The following is a 20,882-nucleotide window of genomic DNA, read 5'->3' on the forward strand; positions in this document are numbered from 1 at the left end:
GCTACCACCTTATTAGACCATGAATTAATCAAGGTCTTTTGAAGTTTACGAACTGCTTTAACGTCGCCACGCTCACTTGCTCGATAGATACGTTTTTGCAACTTGAATGTCAATCTTTCAGCTTTTCGCCAATTGATTTTATTCCATTCCACCGTCGGGTTATCCCGCGTTTTAGACTTATTCATTGCTACTGAGTTCCTATCTTTGAAGTTATCATGTGTCTGTCTGCATATCTCTGTCATTACAACAGAGCGTTGGCTTTTGACACAATCCTTCTCTCATATATTATTCGTTAGCTACTTACTGGGTAATCGACCTGTTTCCAGAAATATATGAGAGTTACTTCGTTCCGAATATACATTGTTTGAGCTTTTAGTGTAATGCTCTCCACCGGGTTTCTGGGCAGTGCTTATAGGTCGTACAGGAAAACGCCTATGCCCTATCCTTGCCTTTTGGCTTGGTCTTATTCAGCCCTTAGACCATCTACAATAACGATGGTTCAGACACATTTTTGCTTTCGCTACACATGAACTCTTGCTCGGCAGTTACCAGTTTCGGCTACCAGTAGTCTGCCTTTTATCCCCGCTTTACTTTGTTAGTTGCTACCTAGCAAAATAGGGGATATGCTTTTACCGCTGCACTTGCGGACTAGGACTAGGGACTTGTGAATCCTGCACCTAGATGTATAATCAGTTACACTAACCAGAGGGTTAGGCTAATCGTCCTTGGATATTCTTTATCCATTTGGATTAAACGAGTCGCACCCAAATACTTTTATTATATCCCGTATCAACAACCAGCTAATCTGCTAGAAGTATAACGATCACAAATGAGCAATCTCAACAAACCTCTGTCTGCACTTCCTTCCTATTGGCCCAGACCCGATCTGTCCCAAGCGGCTTTTGTCGCTGAAGGCGCTGTTGTCATCGGCAGGGTAGAGGTGGCTGCAGGGGCTAGTATCTGGTACGGGGCGGTGGTGCGGGCGGATATAGAGCGAATTGCGATCGGCTCAAGTACCAATATCCAAGATGGAGCAATTCTGCACGGCGATCCGGGGAAACCGACTGTTTTGGAAGATTTCGTGACAGTCGGACACCGAGCCGTGATTCACTCAGCTTACATTGAACGGGGCTGCCTGATCGGGATTGGGGCGATCGTCCTGGATGGAGTGAGGGTGGGCACAGGCTCGATCGTCGGTGCAGGGGCGGTTGTCACCAAAGACGTTCCCCCTCACACGCTAGTTGCGGGAGTGCCTGCCAAACCCCTGCGGGATGTCTCTGAGGAAGAAGCAGCCGAGTTGGTGGAACACGCTAAGCGTTACGAAAAGTTGGCTTTGGTTCACGCGGGGAAAGGTTCTGATTTGGGATTTGGTTAGTTGATAGAATAAGATTTTCAGCAAAAAACTATTTGTTTCCAATGGCTTACACCGCGCAAAAAATCCTAACTTTTGAAACATTCCTCGATCGATATTGTGACAACTTCCGCTACGAGCTCGCTGACGGAGAATTAGTTGACATGGAACCCACAGGCCCCCACGAAACCGTCAGCGGTAAACTAGCAACTCAAATCGGCATCGCCATCGCAGCCGAAAAATTACCTTGGTTCATTCCCCGCACTTGTTTGATCCGTCCATTTTCAGATGCAGCTACCGCCCGCCGTCCCGATATTGTCGTGTTAGATGAAACTGCTATTGTCAGCGAACCTCTTTGGGAAAGAGAACCTGTGATTACGCTGGGACGATCTATTAAATTGGTGGTAGAAGTCGTCAGCACTAACTGGGAAACAGATTACGCCCGAAAAGTTGAAGAATATGCTATTTTAGGGATTCCAGAGTATTGGATAGTTGATTATCGCGGATTGGGAGGCGTGGCTTTTATCGGTAAACCAAAACAACCTACTATCACCGTTTGCCAACTGATTGACCAAGATTACACGCAGCAACAATTTCGCCTCGGCGATCGGATTATTTCTCCTTTGTTAACCAGCTTGCAACTGCGGTTAGATGATGTTCTACCGCGTTAGGCGATCGACAACAAATTTTAGATTTTAGATGTTAGATTGGAGAATTGATTAATCTGGCAGCCCTGAACCCAATTGCTTTTGGTCAACAATCAACAGTCGAGCGATTTGAGATTTGAGATTTGAGATGGGAGAATTGATGAATCCGGGAGTCCAGAACCCAATTACTTTAAGTCAACAATCTACAGTCAACAACCGTCGGAAATCTCGGAATTTGTTCGATAGATAAAAGTTTAAAATAAAATAAAAAAAATTGTAAAGCTCGATCGAGCGCTAAGATTAATCACATGAATAACGATCGCACATCTACTCCAAACATCCCCCCGCACACCTGGAAACGTCCCATCGGCCTCGGTTGGGAGAATCCCTATACAGTCCGCTACGCAAGCAATCTCGACGACGGGCCCTGGCACGGAATGCCTCTGGGCGGGTTCGGTGCCGGCTGCATCGGGCGATCGTCCCGCGGCGACTTCAACCTCTGGCACATTGACGGCGGCGAGCACATTTTTCGCAGTTTGCCCGCTTGTCAGTTCAGCGTTTTTGAAGAAACTCAAGGCAAGAAACAAGCTTTTGCACTGTCCACTGAACCGCCTACCGATGGCAGTTTATCGAGTTGGAAATGGTATCCAAAAGAAGGAACAAGAGAAGAGTCTAATTCTGGTACTTATCATGCTTTGTATCCGCGCAGTTGGTTTGTTTACGAAAATGTGTTTCATGCTCAATTAAGCTGCGAGCAATTTTCGCCAGTTTTGCCGAACAATTATCAGGAAAGCAGTTACCCAGTCGCCATGTTTGAATGGGTGGCGCACAATCCTACAGATGCGCCGATTACTCTCAGCATCATGCTGACTTGGGAGAATATTGTCGGTTGGTTTACTAATGCTAACAAGTCGCCGAAAGTCATGGTTCGAGATGATGGTAGTCCATTTTATGACTATCAATCCCGGTGGGGAGAAAGTGCCGGAAATTTGAATTTGTTGGTGGAAGATTTTCACCGGATCGGTTGCGTGATGACGCGGTTGACTGCTGAGGACGAACCGCAAGAGGGGGATGGACAATGGGCGATCGCAACTATTACTAATCCGGCGGTAGAAGTATTCTATCAAACTCGTTGGAACCCGGCGGGGAATGGCGAGGATGTTTGGCGCAACTTTTCTGCAGAAGGTTTCTTGTTGGATGACAAAGACGAGACAGCCGCAGCAACAGGAGAACAGTTGGCTTGTGCGATCGCAGTTCGCTTTACTATTCGACCGGGAAAAACTCGCAAAATCCCCTTTATTATAGCTTGGGATTTGCCCGTTACTGAGTTTGCATCGGGAGTTTGGTACTACCGCCGCTATACGGACTTCTTCGGCCGCAACGGCAAAAATGCTTGGCCGATTATTCGCACTGCAATGAAGCATTCCGATACTTGGCGCGAAAATATTGAAGCTTGGCAAAAACCGATTTTAGAACGGAAAGATTTGTCAGACAGTTTTAAAATGGCTTTGTTTAACGAGTTATACGCCCTGACAGACGGCGGTACTCTTTGGAGTGCGGCTGACGAACGCGATCCCAAGGGTCAATTTGCGGTTTTGGAGTGCATTGATTACCGCTGGTACGAAAGTTTGGACGTGCGGCTTTACGGTTCTTTTGCTTTGTTGATGCTGTGGCCGGATTTGGAAAAGTCGGTGGTTTTAGCGTTTGCTAGGGCAATTTCGGCCGGAGACGATACGCCGAGAATTATTGGCTGGAATCAAGCTTCGGCTATTAGAAAAGCTGTCGGCGCGACGCCGCACGATTTGGGTGCTCCTAACGAACATCCTTGGGAGAAAACGAATTATACTAGCTATCAAGATTGCAATTTGTGGAAGGATTTGCCTTGCGATTTTGTGTTGCAGGTTTATCGGGATTTCCTGTTGACTGGCGCCACAGATTGTGAGTTTCTGCAAGAGTGTTGGCCGGCAATTGTTGAGGCTTTGGCTTATCTGAAAACTTTTGATGAGGATGGGGACGGAATTCCTGAGAATTCTGGAGCACCGGATCAGACGTTTGATGATTGGCAAATGCGGGGGATAAGTGCCTATTGCGGGGGTTTGTGGTTGGCGGCGCTGGAGGCTGCGATCGCGATCGGCGAAATCTTGGAAGATGCAGCACCGGAGATAATTCCTAACCCTCAAGCAAAGATAGCATTATATCACAGTTGGCTGCTACAAGCAAGACCGAGCTATCAAGAAAAACTGTGGAACGGTCAATATTACCGTTTGGACAGCGAGAGTAACTCAGAAGTGGTGATGGCAGACCAATTGTGCGGTCAATTTTACGCGAAACTGTTAGGATTACCGGATATTGTGCCGCCGGAATGTGCAGCCAGTGCTCTAGAAACTGTGTACGAATCTTGCTTTTTGAAGTTCAACGATGGCGAGTTCGGTGCGGCAAATGGGGTGATGCTGAACGGTTCGCCGGAAAATCCTAATGCGACTCATCCTTTGGAAGTTTGGACGGGTATTAATTTTGGGTTGGCGGCTTTTTTGGTACAGATGGGGATGGAGGAGAAAGCGTTTAAATTGACGGATGCGGTGGTGAAGCAGATTTATGAAAATGGGTTGCAGTTTCGGACGCCGGAAGCGATTACGGCGGGGGGAACTTTTCGGGCGAGTCACTATTTGCGGGCGATGGCAATTTGGGCGATTTACGGAGTGTTGACTAATTTTAAATAGGGGAAAAGGTAGATAGCAATCCTTGTAGGAGTTGTAATTTTTTTGACCCCACCCCAACCCTCCCCGAACCCGTGGGGAGGGAGTAAGAAATTCACAAATGATTTAGATTACTATATTAGGTGGTGAATCCCACTTAACTTTAAAAAATTTAAGACTTCATATCATGTCCCGTCGATTACCCTTCATCAGGTAGGGGCGGGTTCACCAATAACATCGGCCAATAATTGACAATCTCAAAAACCCGCCCGGCCGGGATATTATGGTCAATCCGATATGAGATCAACTCCATTTTTAGCAAGAAAAACGGTTAATTTAACTATCGCTAAAATTGACCGTTAAAATTTTTAGCCTTCCAGGGAGACGCTAATGTTTCCTGCTCAAACTTTAGCTATGCTAAAATTTTAAAATGAAACAGCCCTGCTGGGATGCGAGGGAGATCGAAATCGGCTATAAACTAGAGAGAAAAAGGGTTTGAGGCGATTGTTGACACCAATGCAGTCCGCACCTTACCCGTATATAATTTGGAGCGATCGCCAATTTCAAGATAAAATAGAAAAATGTCAAATCCTTTGCTTTCCCTCAACTACGAACCCGCCCTCGAATCCCTCGGTGGCGACTATTTTGATGAAGTCCCTGCGGCCGATTTTCCGCAGCATATTCTCCGCTTCCGCAACGACAAATTATTGCCGATATTGGGTTTAGACCCAGCACAAGTAACCGACCAACATTTTATCGAAGCGTTCGGGGAATTTCACTGCGTCCGCCCCTTTCTCGCACTCCGTTACCACGGCTATCAATTCAACACATATAACCCCAATTTAGGCGACGGTAGAGGCTTCTTATACGGCCAAGTTCGCGGTACTGACGGCAGACTTTACGACTTCGGCACTAAAGGTTCTGGCCGCACTCCCTACTCGCGGGGCGGTGACGGTAGACTCACTCTCAAAGGGGGAATTCGCGAAGTTTTAGCTGCCGAAGCTTTGCACCGGTTGGGAGTTAGAACATCTCGCTGTTTTAGTTTAGTTGAAACTGGAGATGCTTTGTGGCGGGGGGACGAACCATCTCCGACGCGATCGTCCGTAATGGTGCGTTTCAGTCATTCTCACATCAGGTTTGGAACTTTTGAAAGATTGCACTATATCCGCCGCCCGGATTTAACTAAAAAACTTTTAGATTTTGTTATTGAATATTACTACCCTGAACTGCATTTAGAAGCAACCAATGCGGGTGTTTCGCCGCAGGAAAAGTACGCCCTGTTTTATGCAGATTTAGTCAAGCGAGTAGCTGAATTAGTCGCTCAGTGGATGGCAGCAGGATTTTGCCAGGCCGTGCTGAATACTGATAATATGTCAATTACAGGAGAAAGTTTCGATTACGGGCCTTTCGCTTTTATCCCAACTTACAAGCCGCAATTTACAGCAGCTTATTTTGACTATTCGGGTCTTTATTGTTACGGCAATCAACCGTTGATTTGTAGGGACAATTTAGAGAAGCTTCAGGAACCGCTAGCAGCGGCGATTCCTCAAGCTGATATGGATGCGGGTTTGGCAAAGTTTGGCGATTATTATAATGCAGCTTATCGGCGGTTGATGCTAAATAGATTGGGATTTGAGGATTTGCCAGAAGCTGATGGAGATGAGTTGTTGAAGGTGACAATTAAAATGCTGGCGGAGTCTCAAGTAGGCTATCACGATTTCTTTTTTGAACTGCGAAGACAGTTTTCTGGCACTTGGCGAGATGATGCTAGTCTAATTTTTACTGAGGCGGAACCGGCGGACTTGATAGCACCTTGGCGACAGTTTTATTATCACGTTTTGCAAAGTTTGTCGGCGGATGATATGGACAAAATGGCGGACAGGTTGCTGCGGCACAATCCCGAACAATCGCTGTTGAGACCGACGATTGAGGCTGTTTGGGAACCGATAGCTATTGATGATAATTGGGAACCGTTTTATGAGTTGGTGAAGAGACTGCAAGACCCAGAAAATTGATTGATAATAGCTTGAATTAATAGCGCGTAATGGCTGGTTCACCTGCATTTTCTGTTGGTATTAAAGATTAGCGTGAACCAGCCCCGGAGCAATCTGAGATTATAAAAATCTGCCACATAAGAAATATAACACCGAGAAATAATGACTAATGACTAATGACCGAAAGCATCCAGGATACAAGCCCCCGGATTCATTCCGAAAGCAGAATCAGGACGGAGAAATACAGCATATTCGGTGGTTGATGAAGTACAGTAGCTGCTATATTTATGTTGTGTGATTTTAATATGTAGGGTGCGGATCTGCGACCTTTTAAATAGAACTTGCAGATTGACTGGTGGCGACGCACCTTACTTACTACAAGATTGTGTGTACTAAATATACATGGAATATGCTGTAAAAAACCTGTATCCGATGAAACTTGCCGAACGTATTTATCCGTGGGGTCAATGCTTCAATTCTTTAATCTAAAATCTAAAATCTAAAATCTAAAATCGATTGACTACTTGAGTTTTTCAATCTCAAATTGTGCATCTTTGTAACCGCCAGTAAGTCCTTGATCGAGAAACATTTTGCCAGCTTTTTCTAAATCGCTAATTGCTCCTGCTTTGTCTCCCAAGGAGCTACGAACCATGCCTCTACCGTAGTAAGCAGCAGCATAATTAGGACTGATCCGAATAGCTTGCACGTAATCTGCGATCGCACTATTGTAATTCTTTAACTCGTGATAAATCTTAGCCCGATTGGCGTAAGCTTCAGCATTGTTGGGATTGAACCCGATTGCTGCTGTAAAATCTGCGATCGCCCCCTGGGCGTCACCCCCGGCGCTGCGAGCTAAACCGCGATTGTTAAAAGCATTAAAATCATTCGGATTCACTGTCAGCGCTTGAGTGCAATCGGCAATTGCTTTGGGATAATCCTTCAAATTTAAATAAGCAATGCAGCGATTGTTGTAAGGAACCCCATCCTCCTCGCTCAGCGAAATTGCCTGAGTACAATCGTCAATTGCCGCTTGATGCGCTCCTAAATTCAACTGGGTGCTACAACGATTAGCGTAAGCATCTCCACTCTTGGGATCGATCGCAATTACCTGAGAATAATCCGCCAAAGCTCCCTGATAATCTCCTAGGTGAAAGCGAGCTCTCCCCCGACTGTAGAAAGCATCAACATTCTTAGCATCAAGTTTAATTGCTTCAGTATAATCTCCAATCGCCCCCTGCAAATCGCCACTCCCAGCACGAGCCAACCCCCGCGAATGATAAGCTTTAACCAGGTTCGGCTGCAACCGAATTACTTCATTAAAATCCTGAATAGCCATCTTGTAATCTTGCAGTTCTAAATAAGCAACTCCTCTTTCATAATATGTATCAGCATCCTTGGGCTGGAGATTCAGAGCTTGAGTGTAATCCTCTATCGCCCCGCGCGTGTCGTTAAAATCGTGACGGGCTAGGCCGCGGTTAAAATAAGCCTGAACATATTTAGGATTGAGAGCGATCGCCTGAGAATAATCTGCAATTGCTTCTTGATATTTTTGTAAATCATAATTAGCATTACCGCGCTGGTAAAAACTCTCAGCATTTTTAGGATTCAATTGAATTGACTTATTAAAAGCCTGCAAAGCTGCATCCGCATCTTTATTGCGAGACTTTTCCACTCCCTGTTCGTAATATTCCTGAGCTTTAATCGGATTCGGGCGGCGCCAGTAACTAAACAGAAATATCAGAACTATTGCCGCCCCGACGCCTGCCAAAATCAGCAACCAAAATCGACTTCCCAAACGTGACGAAAAACTATCAGAAGAAACTAAGGTGGGAGCCATACTTTTCTTGTGAGCCGGATTCATCGGTTCTTGGCGGTGTCTCAACTTGCTCAGAGCTAGCAAAACTTCATCCGCAGATTGATAGCGCTTGGCAAATTGGTGACAGACCATTTTGTCAATTATATTGGCTAATCCCACAGAACATTGAGCTCGGTTTCGCCAAACAATTTCCCCGGTATGAGAAGGACTCGGATCTTGCAATTTTGGCAAATCCGTACCGGGTAAACCAGTGATAGCTTGGACTGCCATCATCCCGACTGCATAGAGGTCACTGCTAAATTGCGGGTTGCCTTGAAATTGTTCGATCGGCATATAAGCCGGAGTACCAGTAGCAATGGTGCGCGGAAATTCGGTATCGTAGTCACTGACGTGACTTGCAACTTCTTTAACCGAACCAAAGTCAATTAAAACTAATTTGCCGTCTGGTTTGCGGCGGATTAAGTTGGAGGGATTAACATCGCGGTGAATCACTCCCTGAGAGTGTACGAAGGCGAGAACTTGTAACACTTCTTGCAACAGATCCAGCACTCGTTCTTCTCGCCAAGGTTGACCGGCCACAATTTCCCTATTTAGGGCGTGTCCGGGGACAAACTCTTCAACGAGGTAGAATTGATTCGCTTCTTCAAAATAAGCTAGTAAAAATGGAATTTGATCGTGTTTTCCCAGCTTTTCTAATATTTCTGCTTCTTGTTTAAATAAGCGATAAGCTGTTTTGAGAACTGTGGAAGTGTTGCTGGGAGGGCGCAGTTGTTTGACTACACATTGAGGATGGCCCGGTCGGCGAGTATCGACAGCTAAATAAGTCTGTCCAAAAGCTCCTGAACTGAGAATTTGCACTACGCGATAACGCCTGTCTAAAAGTTGACCAACCATGTTCATATCTATAATTTAGAATTGGTAACGGGGAATTGGTAATTTGTAATTGGTAATTTGTAATTGGTAATTTTGCTTTCTTGTTTCTTCCTTTTTTCTTCTCCCTTCTGACTTTTTTCTGCTTTTTTTAACATCTGAATGGTGACTAATAGTTTATTTAGGGTCGTTGATTTGTGATTGTGCGTTTTGGAAACCATCGGCTCTTCCTTGTTCTAGAAAGAGGGTTGCAGCTTTCTGAAAATCCTCGATCGCCCCAGCACGGTCTTTGAGTTGGCGGCGGACGAGGCCCCGGCTATAAAAAGCGCTAGCATTGTTGGGGTTGAGCCGCAGCGAGTGAGCGAAATCCTCAACTGCTAAAGGGTAATTTTTTAGTTCTGAGTAAATAGTACCGCGATTGCTGTAAGCTACTGCATCGCTGGGATTGAGCCGAATTGCTTGAGTAAAATCTTCTAAAGCTCCCTGCTTGTCTCCTGAAGCCGATCGAGCTAATCCTCGATTGCTGTATGCTTTGGGATTGTTGCCGTTGAGTCCGATCGTCAAACTGCAATCTTCGCTAGCCTTTTGAAATTGCTTTAAATTCAGATAAGCAATGCAGCGGTTGTTGTAAGCTGCTTCATCTTTTGGATCGAGGCGAATTCCTTCGGTGCAATCTGCAATCGCTTTGTCGTAGGTGGCCAAATTCAAGTAAGCGCTGCACCGATTGGTATAAGCATCGGCGAGATCTGGTTGTAATTCGATCGCCTTAGTATAATCTTCCATCGCTCCTTGATAATCTGCCAGATTAAATCTCGCTCGACCACGACTGTAGTATACGCCAGCTTGTTTGGGGCTAATTTGCAGGGCTTGAGTAAAATCTGCCATTGCTCCTGTTTTGTCGCCTGCTGCCGATCGAGCTAAACCCCGATTGCTGTAAGCTGTAGCATCGTTGGGACTGAGCCGAATTGCCTGAGTGTAGTCTTCAATTGCTGTGCGGTAGTCGCCCAAATCGTAGTAGGCCAAACCCCGCTGAGAGTAGGCCTCACCGTCGCTGGGATTGAGTCGCACTACTTGGGTGAAATCTTCCACGGCCCCCCGCTTGTCCCCGATGTCGAGGCGGGCCATACCTCGATTGTAGAGAGCTTTGGTGTGGCTGGGATTGACTTTAATTGCTTGCGTGTAATCCTGTATTGCTTCCTCGGTGGCGCCCGTGTCGTAGCGAGCGTTTGCCCGCTTGTAGTAAGTTTCCGCATCGCTGGCATTCAGGGCGATCGCTTGAGTATAATCGGCGATCGCGCCTGTTGTGTCACCTTGCTGCGCCTTGATAACGCCGCGGGCCAACAATTCTTTTGACCTCGCCGGACTTTGACTCTGCCAAAAGTAAATCATCAGTGCCGACAAGATTAAAGCTGCCGCTGTTGCAGCCAACAGCAGCAGTTTGGTTTGGCTTTGTCTTCGCGGTTGACTCATAGCGTCCGTGATGATTGTGGCTGGCGGCGGCTCAACCTCCAATTTTACGGCGATTTGTTTGATGTCTGCTAAAACTTCGGCGGCCTCCTGATAACGTTCCTCGCAGTCGGGGCGCACCATTCGATCGATAATATCTGCTAGGGCGACCGAACAAGTTGCCCGGTTTCGCCAGGGAATTTCGTTTTTGTTGTTTTTTAAGGCACTCAGTTCGTTGGGTGAGAGTCCCGTGACGGCAATCTGGGCGATCGTACCTAGAGCGTAGATGTCGCTATTGTAACGGGGGTTGCCGCTCAATTGCTCGATCGGCACGTATAATTCCTGAGCCGCCAAATCCTGTTTTTTTGCCACAGGCCGTTTAACAGAGTTCGGGGAAGTTTGCGACAACAAATGACAGTTAGCAAGTTCCGGGTTAATTTCTTTGTCTAAGCTAAAGTCTACCAATACAAATTTGCCGTCAGACTCGCGCCGGATCGCTCTGTCTGGTTGAATTCTGCGGTGAATAAAACCCTTCTCGTGGATGAACACCAAAATTTCTAATATTTCTGATAGCAGATTAATTACTTGGTCTTCATCCCAAGGTTGACCGGGTATTAGTTCTTGACTTAAAGGTAATCCGGCAATAAATTCTTCAATTAAGTATAAACTTTGATTTTCCTCAAAATACGCCAATAATTCCGGGATTTTGTCGTGTTTTCCCAATTTTTCAATTATTTCGGCGTTTCTTTGAAATAAAACTTTGACTAATTCTGGAGTTTGCGAACTTGTGCCGGGTAGCCGCATTTCTCTAACCGTGCATTGCGGATACCCGGGACGGTGAGTATCTGCTGCTAGATAAGTTTTTCCCACCTCACTTGAGTCTGTGACTTTAATGATGCGGTAACGTCTGTCTAGAAGTTGACCAATCATACTTTGCCCTCTACCCTGTCAATCGATTTTAGATTTTAGATTTTAGATTTTAGATTGAAGCATTGACCCCACAGATAAATTCGGGGGGCAAGTTTCATCGGATACAGGTTTTTTCTTTCTCCACGGATGAATCCGGGGGCTTGTATCCTGGATGCTTGATTGTCAATTTTCCATTATCGCATGAAATCAGAATAGCCAAAATATTTGGCTGAGTAATTTAAGTTCGATCGATCCGTGACTCCTACCCAAAAACCGATAGTTGCTTTCCGACAGGAGTCGTTAGCCTCCCAAAATTTTAGACCCCTGTTCAAGCTACCCGATTCATTTGTGGAGTCAATCTAAAATCTAAAATCGACTGACTGGACAAACGGGCGATCGGATTGGCTAGCCAAGTCCATCGCTGTTGCCACGCTCTTCTAATATTTTAGAAAAAAAATGCTGAAATTGTTTATCCTGTCAATGAGATATGTATAATTTAACAACCAAGCCGGAGGTCAGTCAAATGAACGTACAAGTGGTTGAATCCCTAATTCAAGTTATCTGGTCTCTCGCAGCCGACGAGCAATTAGCGATTCTAGGGAAAAGATTACCAAATATCTCCTACGCTTCGACCCGGAAACTGGTGCATTTTGCCCTAAAGGGCGACTATTTTAATTTTTTGAATGACGAACTAGAGATTTATACTCTCAAATACCGAGAAGCAATTGCCTGATACTCAAAAACAGGAGATTGAGAGAACTTTTAAATGTGTGAACAATAAAAATGTCTGAATCACTAACAAAAGGAGGAACGATCGCAGCGATCGCCACCGCCATAGTTCCCCAACAAGGCAGCGTCGGCATTGTGCGAGTTTCCGGTTCCGCAGCCTTAAAAATTGCCGAAACTCTGTTTCGCGCCCCAGGACGGCAAATTTGGGAGTCTCACCGCATTCTTTACGGTCACATCCGCCGCCCCAAAACTCAAGAATTAGTCGATGAAGCTTTGCTGCTAATCATGAAAGCGCCGCGTTCTTTTACTCGCGAAGATGTGGTGGAATTTCACTGTCACGGTGGCATTATGGCCGTGCAGCAAGTCTTGCAGTTGTGTTTGGAACATGGGGCGAGATTAGCCGCGCCAGGAGAGTTTTCGCTGCGGGCTTTTTTGAACGGGAGGCTGGATTTAACTCAAGCTGAAAGTATCTCAGATTTGGTGGGAGCAAAATCGCCCGCTGCTGCACAAAGTGCTTTGGCCAGTTTGCAGGGAAAATTAGCGCAGCCCATTCGCAAATTGAGAACAACTTGTTTGGACGTGTTGGCAGAAATTGAGGCGAGAATTGATTTTGAGGAAGATTTGCCGCCTTTAGATGAAGCTAAAACATCTTTGGAAATAAATCATGTTTTGGAGGAATTGTCAACAATTTTGGCGACGGCAGATCGCGGAGAATTGTTGAGAACCGGTTTGAAAGTAGCGATTGTTGGGCGGCCGAATGTGGGAAAATCGAGTTTGTTGAATGCGTGGAGTAAGAGCGATCGGGCGATCGTCACGGATTTGCCCGGTACGACGCGGGATGTGGTAGAATCGCAGCTAGTTGTGGGCGGCATTCCGGTGCAGGTGCTCGATACTGCGGGCATTCGAGAAACCGAAGACAAGGTAGAAAAAATTGGCGTTGAGCGATCGCGCGCAGCAGCAAAACAAGCCGATTTAGTGTTGTTGACAATTGACGCGACATCTGGTTGGACAGAGGGCGATTCGGAAATTTACGAACAAGTAAAGCACCGCCAGCTAATTATAATTATCAACAAAATCGACTTAGTAAAAACCCTCCCCGAACTACCTTTTTCCTCAGAAATTCACCCAATAGTTACCACAGCCGCCGCCATCGACCGAGGCATAGAAGACTTAGAAACAGCAATTTTAGATGCTGTCAGCGGGGGAAATTTGCAAGCAGCCAACTCCGACTTAGCAATCAACCAGCGACAAGCAGCGGCCTTAACTAAAGCTAAAATTTCTCTGGAACAATGCACAGAGACTATGAGCAATAAATTGCCTTTAGATTTCTGGACAATAGATTTGCGCGGTGCAATTCAAGCATTGGGAGAAGTTACGGGCGAAGAAGTGACAGAATCAGTGCTCGACAGAATATTTAGCAGGTTTTGCATTGGCAAATAGCAATAGCAGGACTTACGTAAAACCTCTCTATTACAGGTTTGCAATCCTCACTTTACTGCTATCACTTGAAAATTCAGAAGATTGACTGACTCGCTTGGTTGATTTTTGGCAGATTGAGTGGTTCCTACCGTAAATCAGCCCGGCCAATCCTTCAATCTAAAATCTAAAATCTAAAATCTAAAATCGATTCGCTCATTCTTACGATCGAGGTCTTCCCAGACTGGTAATATAAAGCACAGCCTCACCCGCAGGAATACCGAGAACGTCATTGACGCGATCGTCAAAAAAGCCCGCGATACCGCTGACACCCAAACGCAGTTGCATAGCTGCTAAATTCAACCGCTGGCCCAAATGACCCGCGTCCATGTGCAAATAGCGGTAAACTCGATCGCCATATTTTGCTACAGCCCTGTTCAAATCCGCCGTGTGAAATAACAGCGCCCCCGCATCTCTGCCCAAGTCTTGCCCCAAACACAAAAAATGCAATTCCCTGCGGAAATTCTTAAACCGAATTTGCCGCAATTCTTGAGCTTTCGGAGCGTAATAGTAACAGCCTTCTTCTAACCCATGCACTCCCGAAACAGCAATAAAAGTCTCGATCAAACTTAGATCGAAATAGTCTGGATTACCGTCTAATCCTTGGTCGATATAGTGCTGCGGCTGGTAAGTAAAATCCAGCATAGCTAGCAGTTCGCCCAAGCTCAAAGAAGCACCTGTATAAGCACGGGTCGAACGCCTTTTGAGCATAGTGTTTTCTAAAGTTTCCAGGTTCACTCCCCAAGGAATCGAAGGAGTGACAGTCGAAACTTTAGTACAAAAGGGAAAGTTGTATTTATCTTCTAATTCCCCTTCATTTTCATCAACTTTCCAGCCGTCAGATCCGGTAGGGTCTGATTCTAAATGCGTCGCTTTGTGGAGGTATTTTAACAGTTGACCTTCGGAAATTTTCGGGTAATCAGTGGTGGTGTTTCCGGGCAAAGCTGTTTTAAATTTAGGCAAGTTTTGGTCAATATCTAGCAAGTCGGCTAAAGCAACTACACAAATTGCTCCTTCTTGATCCGAGTCGATGTACAGTAATTCATTGACAGCTTCGTCGGCGAATCCTCCAATCAGGTGAGGTCGGTAATCGTTGACGGCGCAAGCTAACTCGATATTGCTCAATAAATGACCGGTGTCTAGAAAAATTCGCCGATAAGCTCGGTCTTCGTAACGCCAAGAAGAACGGAAAAAAACAGTGGTAATGGCGATCGCCAATTGGGTATTTTCTAGCGCGGGCGACTGGAAACAAGCTGCTTGCAATGTCGGCCAAACTTGACTGTCCCAAAAATGAACAAGTGAATGAGTTCTGCACTGATAGTTGTAGAGTCCGGCCGGCAACTGGGCAGTGCCACGGGAAATTAAATAAACCTCTGCTGGGTAGAGTCCACCCGCCGACGGTGCGGATCGCAAATACAGGTAGCTGTCGTCTACCGTCTGCACTTTCGCCGTCAACCCGTAGCTGCACAGCAACAAGCTAGATAACCGATGCCACCAAGCGGCATCGGGATCGGCATCGGCATCCTCCGAGGGGTCTTTGAGATAAGGCTTGAGGTCAAAATACGCTCCAATTTTATATTCTTTGAAAGGCACAGGTTGCTCTGTCCAATCTAGCTGTTTGCTTTTAGCAGCAATGGTTTCAGGGTCGTATTTTGTCCGTTCGTGGTAGTGCTGAGCAATGGAGAGAGGAAGTTCTGGCATATTTCAGTAGAGGATTGGCTTTGGTTTCTCGATCGATCTTGACATTACTAACCGCTTACTGGTTAAGCAAGGCAGAAATTTACAAATATAAAAAAAATCTTAGAAAAAATGCGACTGTTGTTACACAAGCTTAACATAAGAATATGCCTAAGTATAAATACGCAGAATAATAACCATTAATTACTGTTATGGATTGGCTGCAGTAGCTGTCGTCATGAGGGGTGAAAATGCAAAAGCTAAGCGCTGAGGAATTGCTCGCTCAGTATGCTGAGGGCCAGCGAAACTTTAACGCAGTTGACTTAAGTGAAGATAACTTGTTTCAAGCAGATTTGACAGAAATAAATCTTTCTGGTAGCGTTCTGAGGCGAGCTTATTTGCCCTACGGAAATTTGACTCAAGCCAATCTTTATAAAACTGATTTGCAAGATGCTGAATTGGGCGATATTCAACTTTATCAAGCTAACTTGTCGGAAGCAACTTTATCAAGAGCAAACTTATCAAGAGCAAATTTGCGTCACGCCAATTTGCAAGGTGCTAATTTGCAGAAAGCCAATTTGCAAGGTGCGGATTTGTACAATGCAGATTTGACGAATGCCGATTTGAGATATGCGGATTTGAGCCGTGCTAATTTGGAGAAAGCAAAGTTAACCAAAGCTCAATTAGCGGGATGCAACTTATTTCGATCGCGCTTGGTTGATTTGTCGGAAGCCGAGTGCGATCGCACTACTATCGGCCCCGAAGGCTATTGATGATTGGCAGCGGCTAATCTAGGGCGTAGGGCGATCGGCTTAATTAGTCGTGAAGCGTAAGCTGTTCTACATTTAAATTGTCTGTTAAAAAACAATTCCCCGTCTTGTGGGGTGGGGTGGGCCTAAAAGCCCGCCCTGAATATACAATTTAAATGCGCGACAGCGTAGCTATCCCGTAGGGAATCGCCCTTTTTAAAATTTCTTAACATTTCTCGACACGCCGGAAAAGGTGAGTTACAGTCGTAGAGAACTTATCGCTCCGCAACATTGACAATAAATAACACATTTTTTCAGCGAAAAACAGGCTAAAATTTATGAATTCTCCAGACAACAAATCCAGAGAACTCCGGCGCAAAGAACAAGAACTGCGGAAGCGCGAACAAGAAATTCGGCTCCGCGAACTAGAAGCCGAAATTGACCGCTCAGTGCCCGAACATCTAACAAGCAAGTACCAAGAACCCGACAGCCAAGTTAACGGCAAACTCAAACAGTGGCGCAGAAAAATTATAGCAGCCGCTCAATTTACAGGCATTGTCATTGCTGTTATCGTTGCAGTTCGCATAGCATCTTGGCTGGCAGCGGCGCTGATAGTGGGAGGCATTGCTTTCATAGCTTACAAAATGTTTATTGAAGAAGACAAAAGTTGAGAATTTCAAGCAGGAAACTATCAGGAAATACCCATGAACCTTAAAGTAGAAACTAGCAACTTTCTCAACGATTTAGAGCGAGTAGCCGCCGTCCGCCGAGAAATTGCCACTCGCCTCAGCAACATCGCCACAGCCATCAACCAATCAGAATTAGCAGGAGGAGAAGCATCGGGAAAACTCGGTTTAGAAACAGACAACGCCGACATTGATGTCGCCAGTAAAAACTTGCGCCAAGGAGTCTTTCGGCTGCTAGTGCTAGGCGACATGAAACGCGGTAAAAGCACTTTTCTCAATGCGTTAATCGGCGAAAACTTACTGCCCAGCGACGTAAACCCCTGTACAGCTTTGCTGACGATTTTGCGCTACGGTTCAGAAAAAAAAGTCACCGTTTATTTCAATGACGGCAAAAGCCCAAAACAGCTAGATTTTAAAAGTTTTAAACAGAACTACACAATTGACCCCGCTGAGGCAAAACGCTTAGAAGAAGAAAAGAAACCAGCATTTCCAGATATCGATTGCGCCGTAGTAGAATATCCCTTACCTTTGCTGGAAAAAGGCATAGAAATAGTAGACAGTCCCGGACTGAACGATACAGAAGCCCGGAATGAATTATCTCTCGGTTACATCAACAACTGCCACGCTATTTTATTTGTACTTAGAGCCACTCAGCCTTGCACAATGGGCGAAAGACGCTATCTAGAAAATTACATCAAAAATCGCGGATTGAGCATTTTCTTCCTGATAAATGCTTGGGATCAGGTGCGGGAAAGTTTGATTGACCCGGATGATCCTGAAGAATTGGCAGAAGCAGAAGGGAAACTGCGGCGGGTTTTTCAAGCTAATTTGGCTGAATATTGTTTAACAGAAGGCCACGACATTTACGACGAGCGAGTGTTTGCAATTACCTCAATTAAGGCGCTCAGATTGCGGATGAAAAACCCGGATGCGGATTTGACAGGAACTGGTTTTCCAGAGTTTATGGCGGCACTAAATACGTTTTTGACCCAGGAAAGAGCGATTTCGGAATTGCGTCCGGCGAGGACTTTGGCGCGTCAAATTTCTGCTCGTGTCCGCGAAACTGTTGGGCGCAGATTACCATTACTCGATCGCGATGTCAATGAGTTGAAGGAAAAGATTAATTCAGTTGAGCCGGAGTTTAAGAAGCTGACTCACATTCGCGATGAGTTTCAACAAGAAATTATCGAAGTTAGAGATAGTAAATCGCGGGCGATCGCAGATTCTTTCCGCACCTACGTTCTCAACTTAGAAAATACCTTTGAAACAGATTTCTTACGGTATCAACCTGAACTGAGATTTCTGGATTTCTTCAGCCAAGGCAAGCGAGAAGCCTTTGAAGCATCGCTCAAACGAGCATTCGAGCAGTACATCAATGACAAACTAGCAGCTTGGACTCTAACTGCTGAACAAGAGATGAATTCAGCATTTTCGCAACTCTCGAAAAGTGCCGCAAATTACGGAGCATCTTACACGAAAGTGACTGAAAAAATCACCGAAAAACTAACGGGACAAAAAATACCAGCAGCAGTCAGCAACTCGAACGAAGATAACTCGCCCAGTTGGGCAAAATGGGCGATGGGATTGTTCTCGTTAACGACCGGGAATCTGGCAGGCGTAGCAATGGCAGGAGCAGGTTTTGATTGGAAAAATATCCTGCTAAACTTAATTACTGTGTTGAGCGTCAGTACGATTCTTGCTAGTTTGACGGGGATTGTTTTGGGGCCGCTGTACTTGGCTTTATTGGGGATGGGTGTTGGGGTTTTGCAAGCAGACGGAGCTCATAAACAGTTGGTGAAAGCGGCGAAAAAAGAGCTAGTTAAATATCTGCCGCAGGTGGCTCAAGAGCAGTGGCAGCCGATTCACGATGCTGTAAAAGAGTGTTTTGATGTTTACGGGCGGGAAGTGGGCGATCGCATGAATGGTGATATCAATTCTCGGAAATCAGAGTTAGATAATTTGCTGGAACAAAAGGAATCTCGCGAGATTAATTGTCAGGCTGAATCACAGCGGTTGAAAAAATTGGAGGCTGATGTTTCTGCGGAGTCGCAGAGTATCGAATCGCTATATCAAGCTTTCCTAGCATCCGCTTGAAATAAAACAACAATATGCAACAACCCGAAATTTATCAATACCTCACCGACAATCTCAAATCAGCACTCGGTATTCTCGAACTCGACAAAAACTCCCAACTTTATCTAGATACAACCTCAATCTGCGAGTATCTCGCCAAACCAACTTTTCAAATAGCTGTCTTTGGCCCGTTTAACTACGGCAAGTCAACTTTGCTCAATGCAATGCTTGGAAATCGTGCTTTGCCGATCGACCTTGTGCCCACTACAGGTGCTGCCATTTATGTCAACTACGGCGAGGAATTGCGCGCAAAAATTACCCTGAAAGACGGCACGGAAATTAGCGAACCGGGGACTGATGTTTTGAAACGCTACGCCATCCTTGACGACGCGAGACAAATGCGGGATGATGTGGCAGCCGTGAATGTTTACTGTCCCCATCCATTCCTGCAAACCGGTGTGGAATTGCTGGATTTGCCGGGAACCAACGATCGCGAAGAACAGGATAATTTGGTTCGGGATAAATTGCTAACGGCTGATTTGGTTGTGCAGGTTTTAGATGCTCGCAAATTGATGACTTTAGGCGAACGGGAGAACTTGAGAGATTGGTTGAGCGATCGCAACATCAACACAGTCGTCTTTGTTGCCAATTTTCTCAATCTACTCGAACCAGACGACCAAAAACAAGTTTACAATCGCTTGTTGTTTGTTGCCGAAAGTTTTCGCTCGAACTTGCCGAACAATATCAGCAATATCTACCGCGTCGATGCTTTGCCGGCTTTGAGGGCGAGGCTGAAAGGAGATGTGGCGGCCGCCCAAACTACAGGAATTGCCAGCTTTGAATCGGCTTTGCAGAGTATTGTGGCAGATCGACAGGAACAACTAGCAGTTAAGTTGCCCAGAATTGAAGCTATAGCTACTAAAATTTGCCAATCTCTTCGAGCCAAAGCTGAAACTGTCACCGCAGAAATAGCCGCTGCTCAAAAGAAGCACAAAGACAAAATTGAAATTAAACAAAAAGCTGAAAAACTGATATCAAAAGGCTTTCAAGCCAGCGTTTCCGATTTCGAGATTTGGCTTTACCAGCCCACACTTTTGCAGCGGTATCAATCGGAAATGGCGCTGTCGCTCCAGGAAGGGAGTTTTGATGCCTGGAAGCTAAAATTTGAGCGAGAGGTGTTGAAGCAGCAGCAAACCATCGCAGAATGGGTAAATAAAGCTTGCGAGTTCTTTGATAAAGAACAGCCGATCGCACTTTTGATTTCCTTTCCTCCATCCCCGCAAGTTAGCTTACCGGAACCGCCACCACCTCCAGCTCAAAAGTCGATCGACAGTGAAGTGACTCCTGTGGCGATCGCCACAGGCTTAGGTTGGCTATTGGGCGGGCCCGTGGGAGCCGCAGTAGTCGGCGGTGCTAGCTATATTTTGAATAAAAGAACTGGGTATGAAAAGCCGCCTGAATCGCCAGAAGCTTATCTAAATCAAGTAACGGAAATTTGCAGCGAGGCTGCTAAAAACTATCTCGCTCGCTTCAGTACCGATACTTTTTCCATGCTGCAACACTATAAGGAAATCGCCGGAAAAGTTATCTGTTTTCAAGACAGCAAAGAGCCATTAAATATGAATGTTCAACAGTACCAGTTACAGTTAGTAAATAATTTAATCGAGAACTTAGAAGCACAATTGGAGAGAATAAAAGTTATATGATTTGAGATTTTATATTACTTTGATGGCTCTGTCAAATCCTCAAGAACAGGCAAGATG

The 20,882-nt window shown here is 45.6% G+C and carries 14 protein-coding genes; 10 read left to right on the top strand and 4 right to left on the bottom strand.

Annotated elements, in window-relative coordinates; translation table 11 throughout:
- A partial coding sequence (locus tag QT984_RS23555; RefSeq protein ID WP_333375078.1) for a reverse transcriptase N-terminal domain-containing protein occupies window positions 1–185 on the bottom strand: 185 nt, incomplete at its 3' end.
- Between the two features lie 644 nt (window positions 186–829).
- Here QT984_RS23555 and QT984_RS23560 point away from each other — a divergent pair.
- The 4 genes from QT984_RS23560 to QT984_RS23575 all read left to right on the top strand — a co-directional run bounded on the left by QT984_RS23560 (window position 830) and on the right by QT984_RS23575 (window position 6,709).
- Complete coding sequence (locus QT984_RS23560; RefSeq protein WP_333211075.1) at window positions 830–1,375, top strand: gamma carbonic anhydrase family protein; 546 nt, start codon at window positions 830–832, stop codon at window positions 1,373–1,375.
- A gap of 41 nt (window positions 1,376–1,416) precedes the next feature.
- Window positions 1,417–2,022 carry a Uma2 family endonuclease gene (locus tag QT984_RS23565; RefSeq protein WP_333058342.1) on the top strand — a complete coding sequence of 202 codons (606 nt, stop codon included), beginning with the start codon at window positions 1,417–1,419 and terminating at the stop codon, window positions 2,020–2,022.
- A 284-nt stretch (window positions 2,023–2,306) separates the two neighbouring features.
- Window positions 2,307–4,718: a GH116 family glycosyl hydrolase gene (locus QT984_RS23570; protein ID WP_333375080.1), complete on the top strand. Its 2,412-nt coding sequence runs from the start codon at window positions 2,307–2,309 to the stop codon at window positions 4,716–4,718.
- 557 nt (window positions 4,719–5,275) lie between these two features.
- The gene (locus QT984_RS23575) at window positions 5,276–6,709 is read left to right on the top strand and encodes a protein adenylyltransferase SelO family protein (RefSeq protein ID WP_333375082.1); all 1,434 of its coding nucleotides are present in this window, start codon (window positions 5,276–5,278) and stop codon (window positions 6,707–6,709) included.
- Between the two features lie 499 nt (window positions 6,710–7,208).
- Here the strand turns inward: QT984_RS23575 and QT984_RS23580 are convergent, their stop codons facing one another.
- Complete coding sequence (locus QT984_RS23580; RefSeq protein WP_333057293.1) at window positions 7,209–9,398, bottom strand: tetratricopeptide repeat protein; 2,190 nt, start codon at window positions 9,396–9,398, stop codon at window positions 7,209–7,211.
- A 153-nt stretch (window positions 9,399–9,551) separates the two neighbouring features.
- Entirely contained in the window at window positions 9,552–11,750 is a 2,199-nt protein-coding gene (locus QT984_RS23585; RefSeq protein ID WP_333375084.1) for a tetratricopeptide repeat protein, read from the bottom strand.
- A gap of 502 nt (window positions 11,751–12,252) precedes the next feature.
- Here QT984_RS23585 and QT984_RS23590 point away from each other — a divergent pair.
- On the top strand, window positions 12,253–12,462 hold the full coding sequence (locus tag QT984_RS23590; RefSeq protein ID WP_333057296.1) for a hypothetical protein: 210 nt from the start codon (window positions 12,253–12,255) through the stop codon (window positions 12,460–12,462).
- A 50-nt stretch (window positions 12,463–12,512) separates the two neighbouring features.
- Window positions 12,513–13,898: a tRNA uridine-5-carboxymethylaminomethyl(34) synthesis GTPase MnmE gene (gene mnmE, locus QT984_RS23595; protein ID WP_333375086.1), complete on the top strand. Its 1,386-nt coding sequence runs from the start codon at window positions 12,513–12,515 to the stop codon at window positions 13,896–13,898.
- A gap of 198 nt (window positions 13,899–14,096) precedes the next feature.
- Here the strand turns inward: mnmE and QT984_RS23600 are convergent, their stop codons facing one another.
- Entirely contained in the window at window positions 14,097–15,635 is a 1,539-nt protein-coding gene (locus tag QT984_RS23600; RefSeq protein ID WP_333057298.1) for a SagB/ThcOx family dehydrogenase, read from the bottom strand.
- A 227-nt stretch (window positions 15,636–15,862) separates the two neighbouring features.
- On the opposite strand from QT984_RS23600, the gene QT984_RS23605 reads away from it, so the two are divergent.
- The 4 genes from QT984_RS23605 to QT984_RS23620 all read left to right on the top strand — a co-directional run bounded on the left by QT984_RS23605 (window position 15,863) and on the right by QT984_RS23620 (window position 20,825).
- The gene (locus QT984_RS23605; protein ID WP_333057299.1) at window positions 15,863–16,384 is read left to right on the top strand and encodes a pentapeptide repeat-containing protein; all 522 of its coding nucleotides are present in this window, start codon (window positions 15,863–15,865) and stop codon (window positions 16,382–16,384) included.
- A 314-nt stretch (window positions 16,385–16,698) separates the two neighbouring features.
- Window positions 16,699–17,031 carry a hypothetical protein gene (locus QT984_RS23610; RefSeq protein WP_333245086.1) on the top strand — a complete coding sequence of 111 codons (333 nt, stop codon included), beginning with the start codon at window positions 16,699–16,701 and terminating at the stop codon, window positions 17,029–17,031.
- A 33-nt stretch (window positions 17,032–17,064) separates the two neighbouring features.
- Window positions 17,065–19,140 (top strand): dynamin family protein, encoded by a 2,076-nt coding sequence (locus QT984_RS23615; protein ID WP_333375088.1) that lies wholly within the window; start codon window positions 17,065–17,067, stop codon window positions 19,138–19,140.
- 14 nt (window positions 19,141–19,154) lie between these two features.
- On the top strand, window positions 19,155–20,825 hold the full coding sequence (locus tag QT984_RS23620; RefSeq protein WP_333057303.1) for a dynamin family protein: 1,671 nt from the start codon (window positions 19,155–19,157) through the stop codon (window positions 20,823–20,825).
- Window positions 20,826–20,882: the final 57 nt, after the last annotated feature.

The organism is Microcoleus sp. Z1_B2, assembly GCF_036700325.1.
Lineage (GTDB): Bacteria > Cyanobacteriota > Cyanobacteriia > Cyanobacteriales > Microcoleaceae > Microcoleus.

Excerpts from the sequence above, each read along its gene's own strand:
- mnmE (WP_333375086.1), top strand. The coding sequence starts at position 12,513 with ATGTCTGAATCACTAACAAAAGGAGGAACGATCGCAGCGATCGCCACC.
- QT984_RS23620 (WP_333057303.1), top strand. The coding sequence starts at position 19,155 with ATGCAACAACCCGAAATTTATCAATACCTCACCGACAATCTCAAATCA.
- QT984_RS23615 (WP_333375088.1), top strand. The coding sequence starts at position 17,065 with ATGAACCTTAAAGTAGAAACTAGCAACTTTCTCAACGATTTAGAGCGA.
- QT984_RS23565 (WP_333058342.1), top strand. The coding sequence starts at position 1,417 with ATGGCTTACACCGCGCAAAAAATCCTAACTTTTGAAACATTCCTCGAT.
- QT984_RS23590 (WP_333057296.1), top strand. The coding sequence starts at position 12,253 with ATGAACGTACAAGTGGTTGAATCCCTAATTCAAGTTATCTGGTCTCTC.
- QT984_RS23605 (WP_333057299.1), top strand. The coding sequence starts at position 15,863 with ATGCAAAAGCTAAGCGCTGAGGAATTGCTCGCTCAGTATGCTGAGGGC.
- QT984_RS23600 (WP_333057298.1), bottom strand. The coding sequence starts at position 15,635 with ATGCCAGAACTTCCTCTCTCCATTGCTCAGCACTACCACGAACGGACA.
- QT984_RS23560 (WP_333211075.1), top strand. The coding sequence starts at position 830 with ATGAGCAATCTCAACAAACCTCTGTCTGCACTTCCTTCCTATTGGCCC.
- QT984_RS23575 (WP_333375082.1), top strand. The coding sequence starts at position 5,276 with ATGTCAAATCCTTTGCTTTCCCTCAACTACGAACCCGCCCTCGAATCC.
- QT984_RS23585 (WP_333375084.1), bottom strand. The coding sequence starts at position 11,750 with ATGATTGGTCAACTTCTAGACAGACGTTACCGCATCATTAAAGTCACA.
- QT984_RS23580 (WP_333057293.1), bottom strand. The coding sequence starts at position 9,398 with ATGGTTGGTCAACTTTTAGACAGGCGTTATCGCGTAGTGCAAATTCTC.
- QT984_RS23610 (WP_333245086.1), top strand. The coding sequence starts at position 16,699 with ATGAATTCTCCAGACAACAAATCCAGAGAACTCCGGCGCAAAGAACAA.
- QT984_RS23570 (WP_333375080.1), top strand. The coding sequence starts at position 2,307 with ATGAATAACGATCGCACATCTACTCCAAACATCCCCCCGCACACCTGG.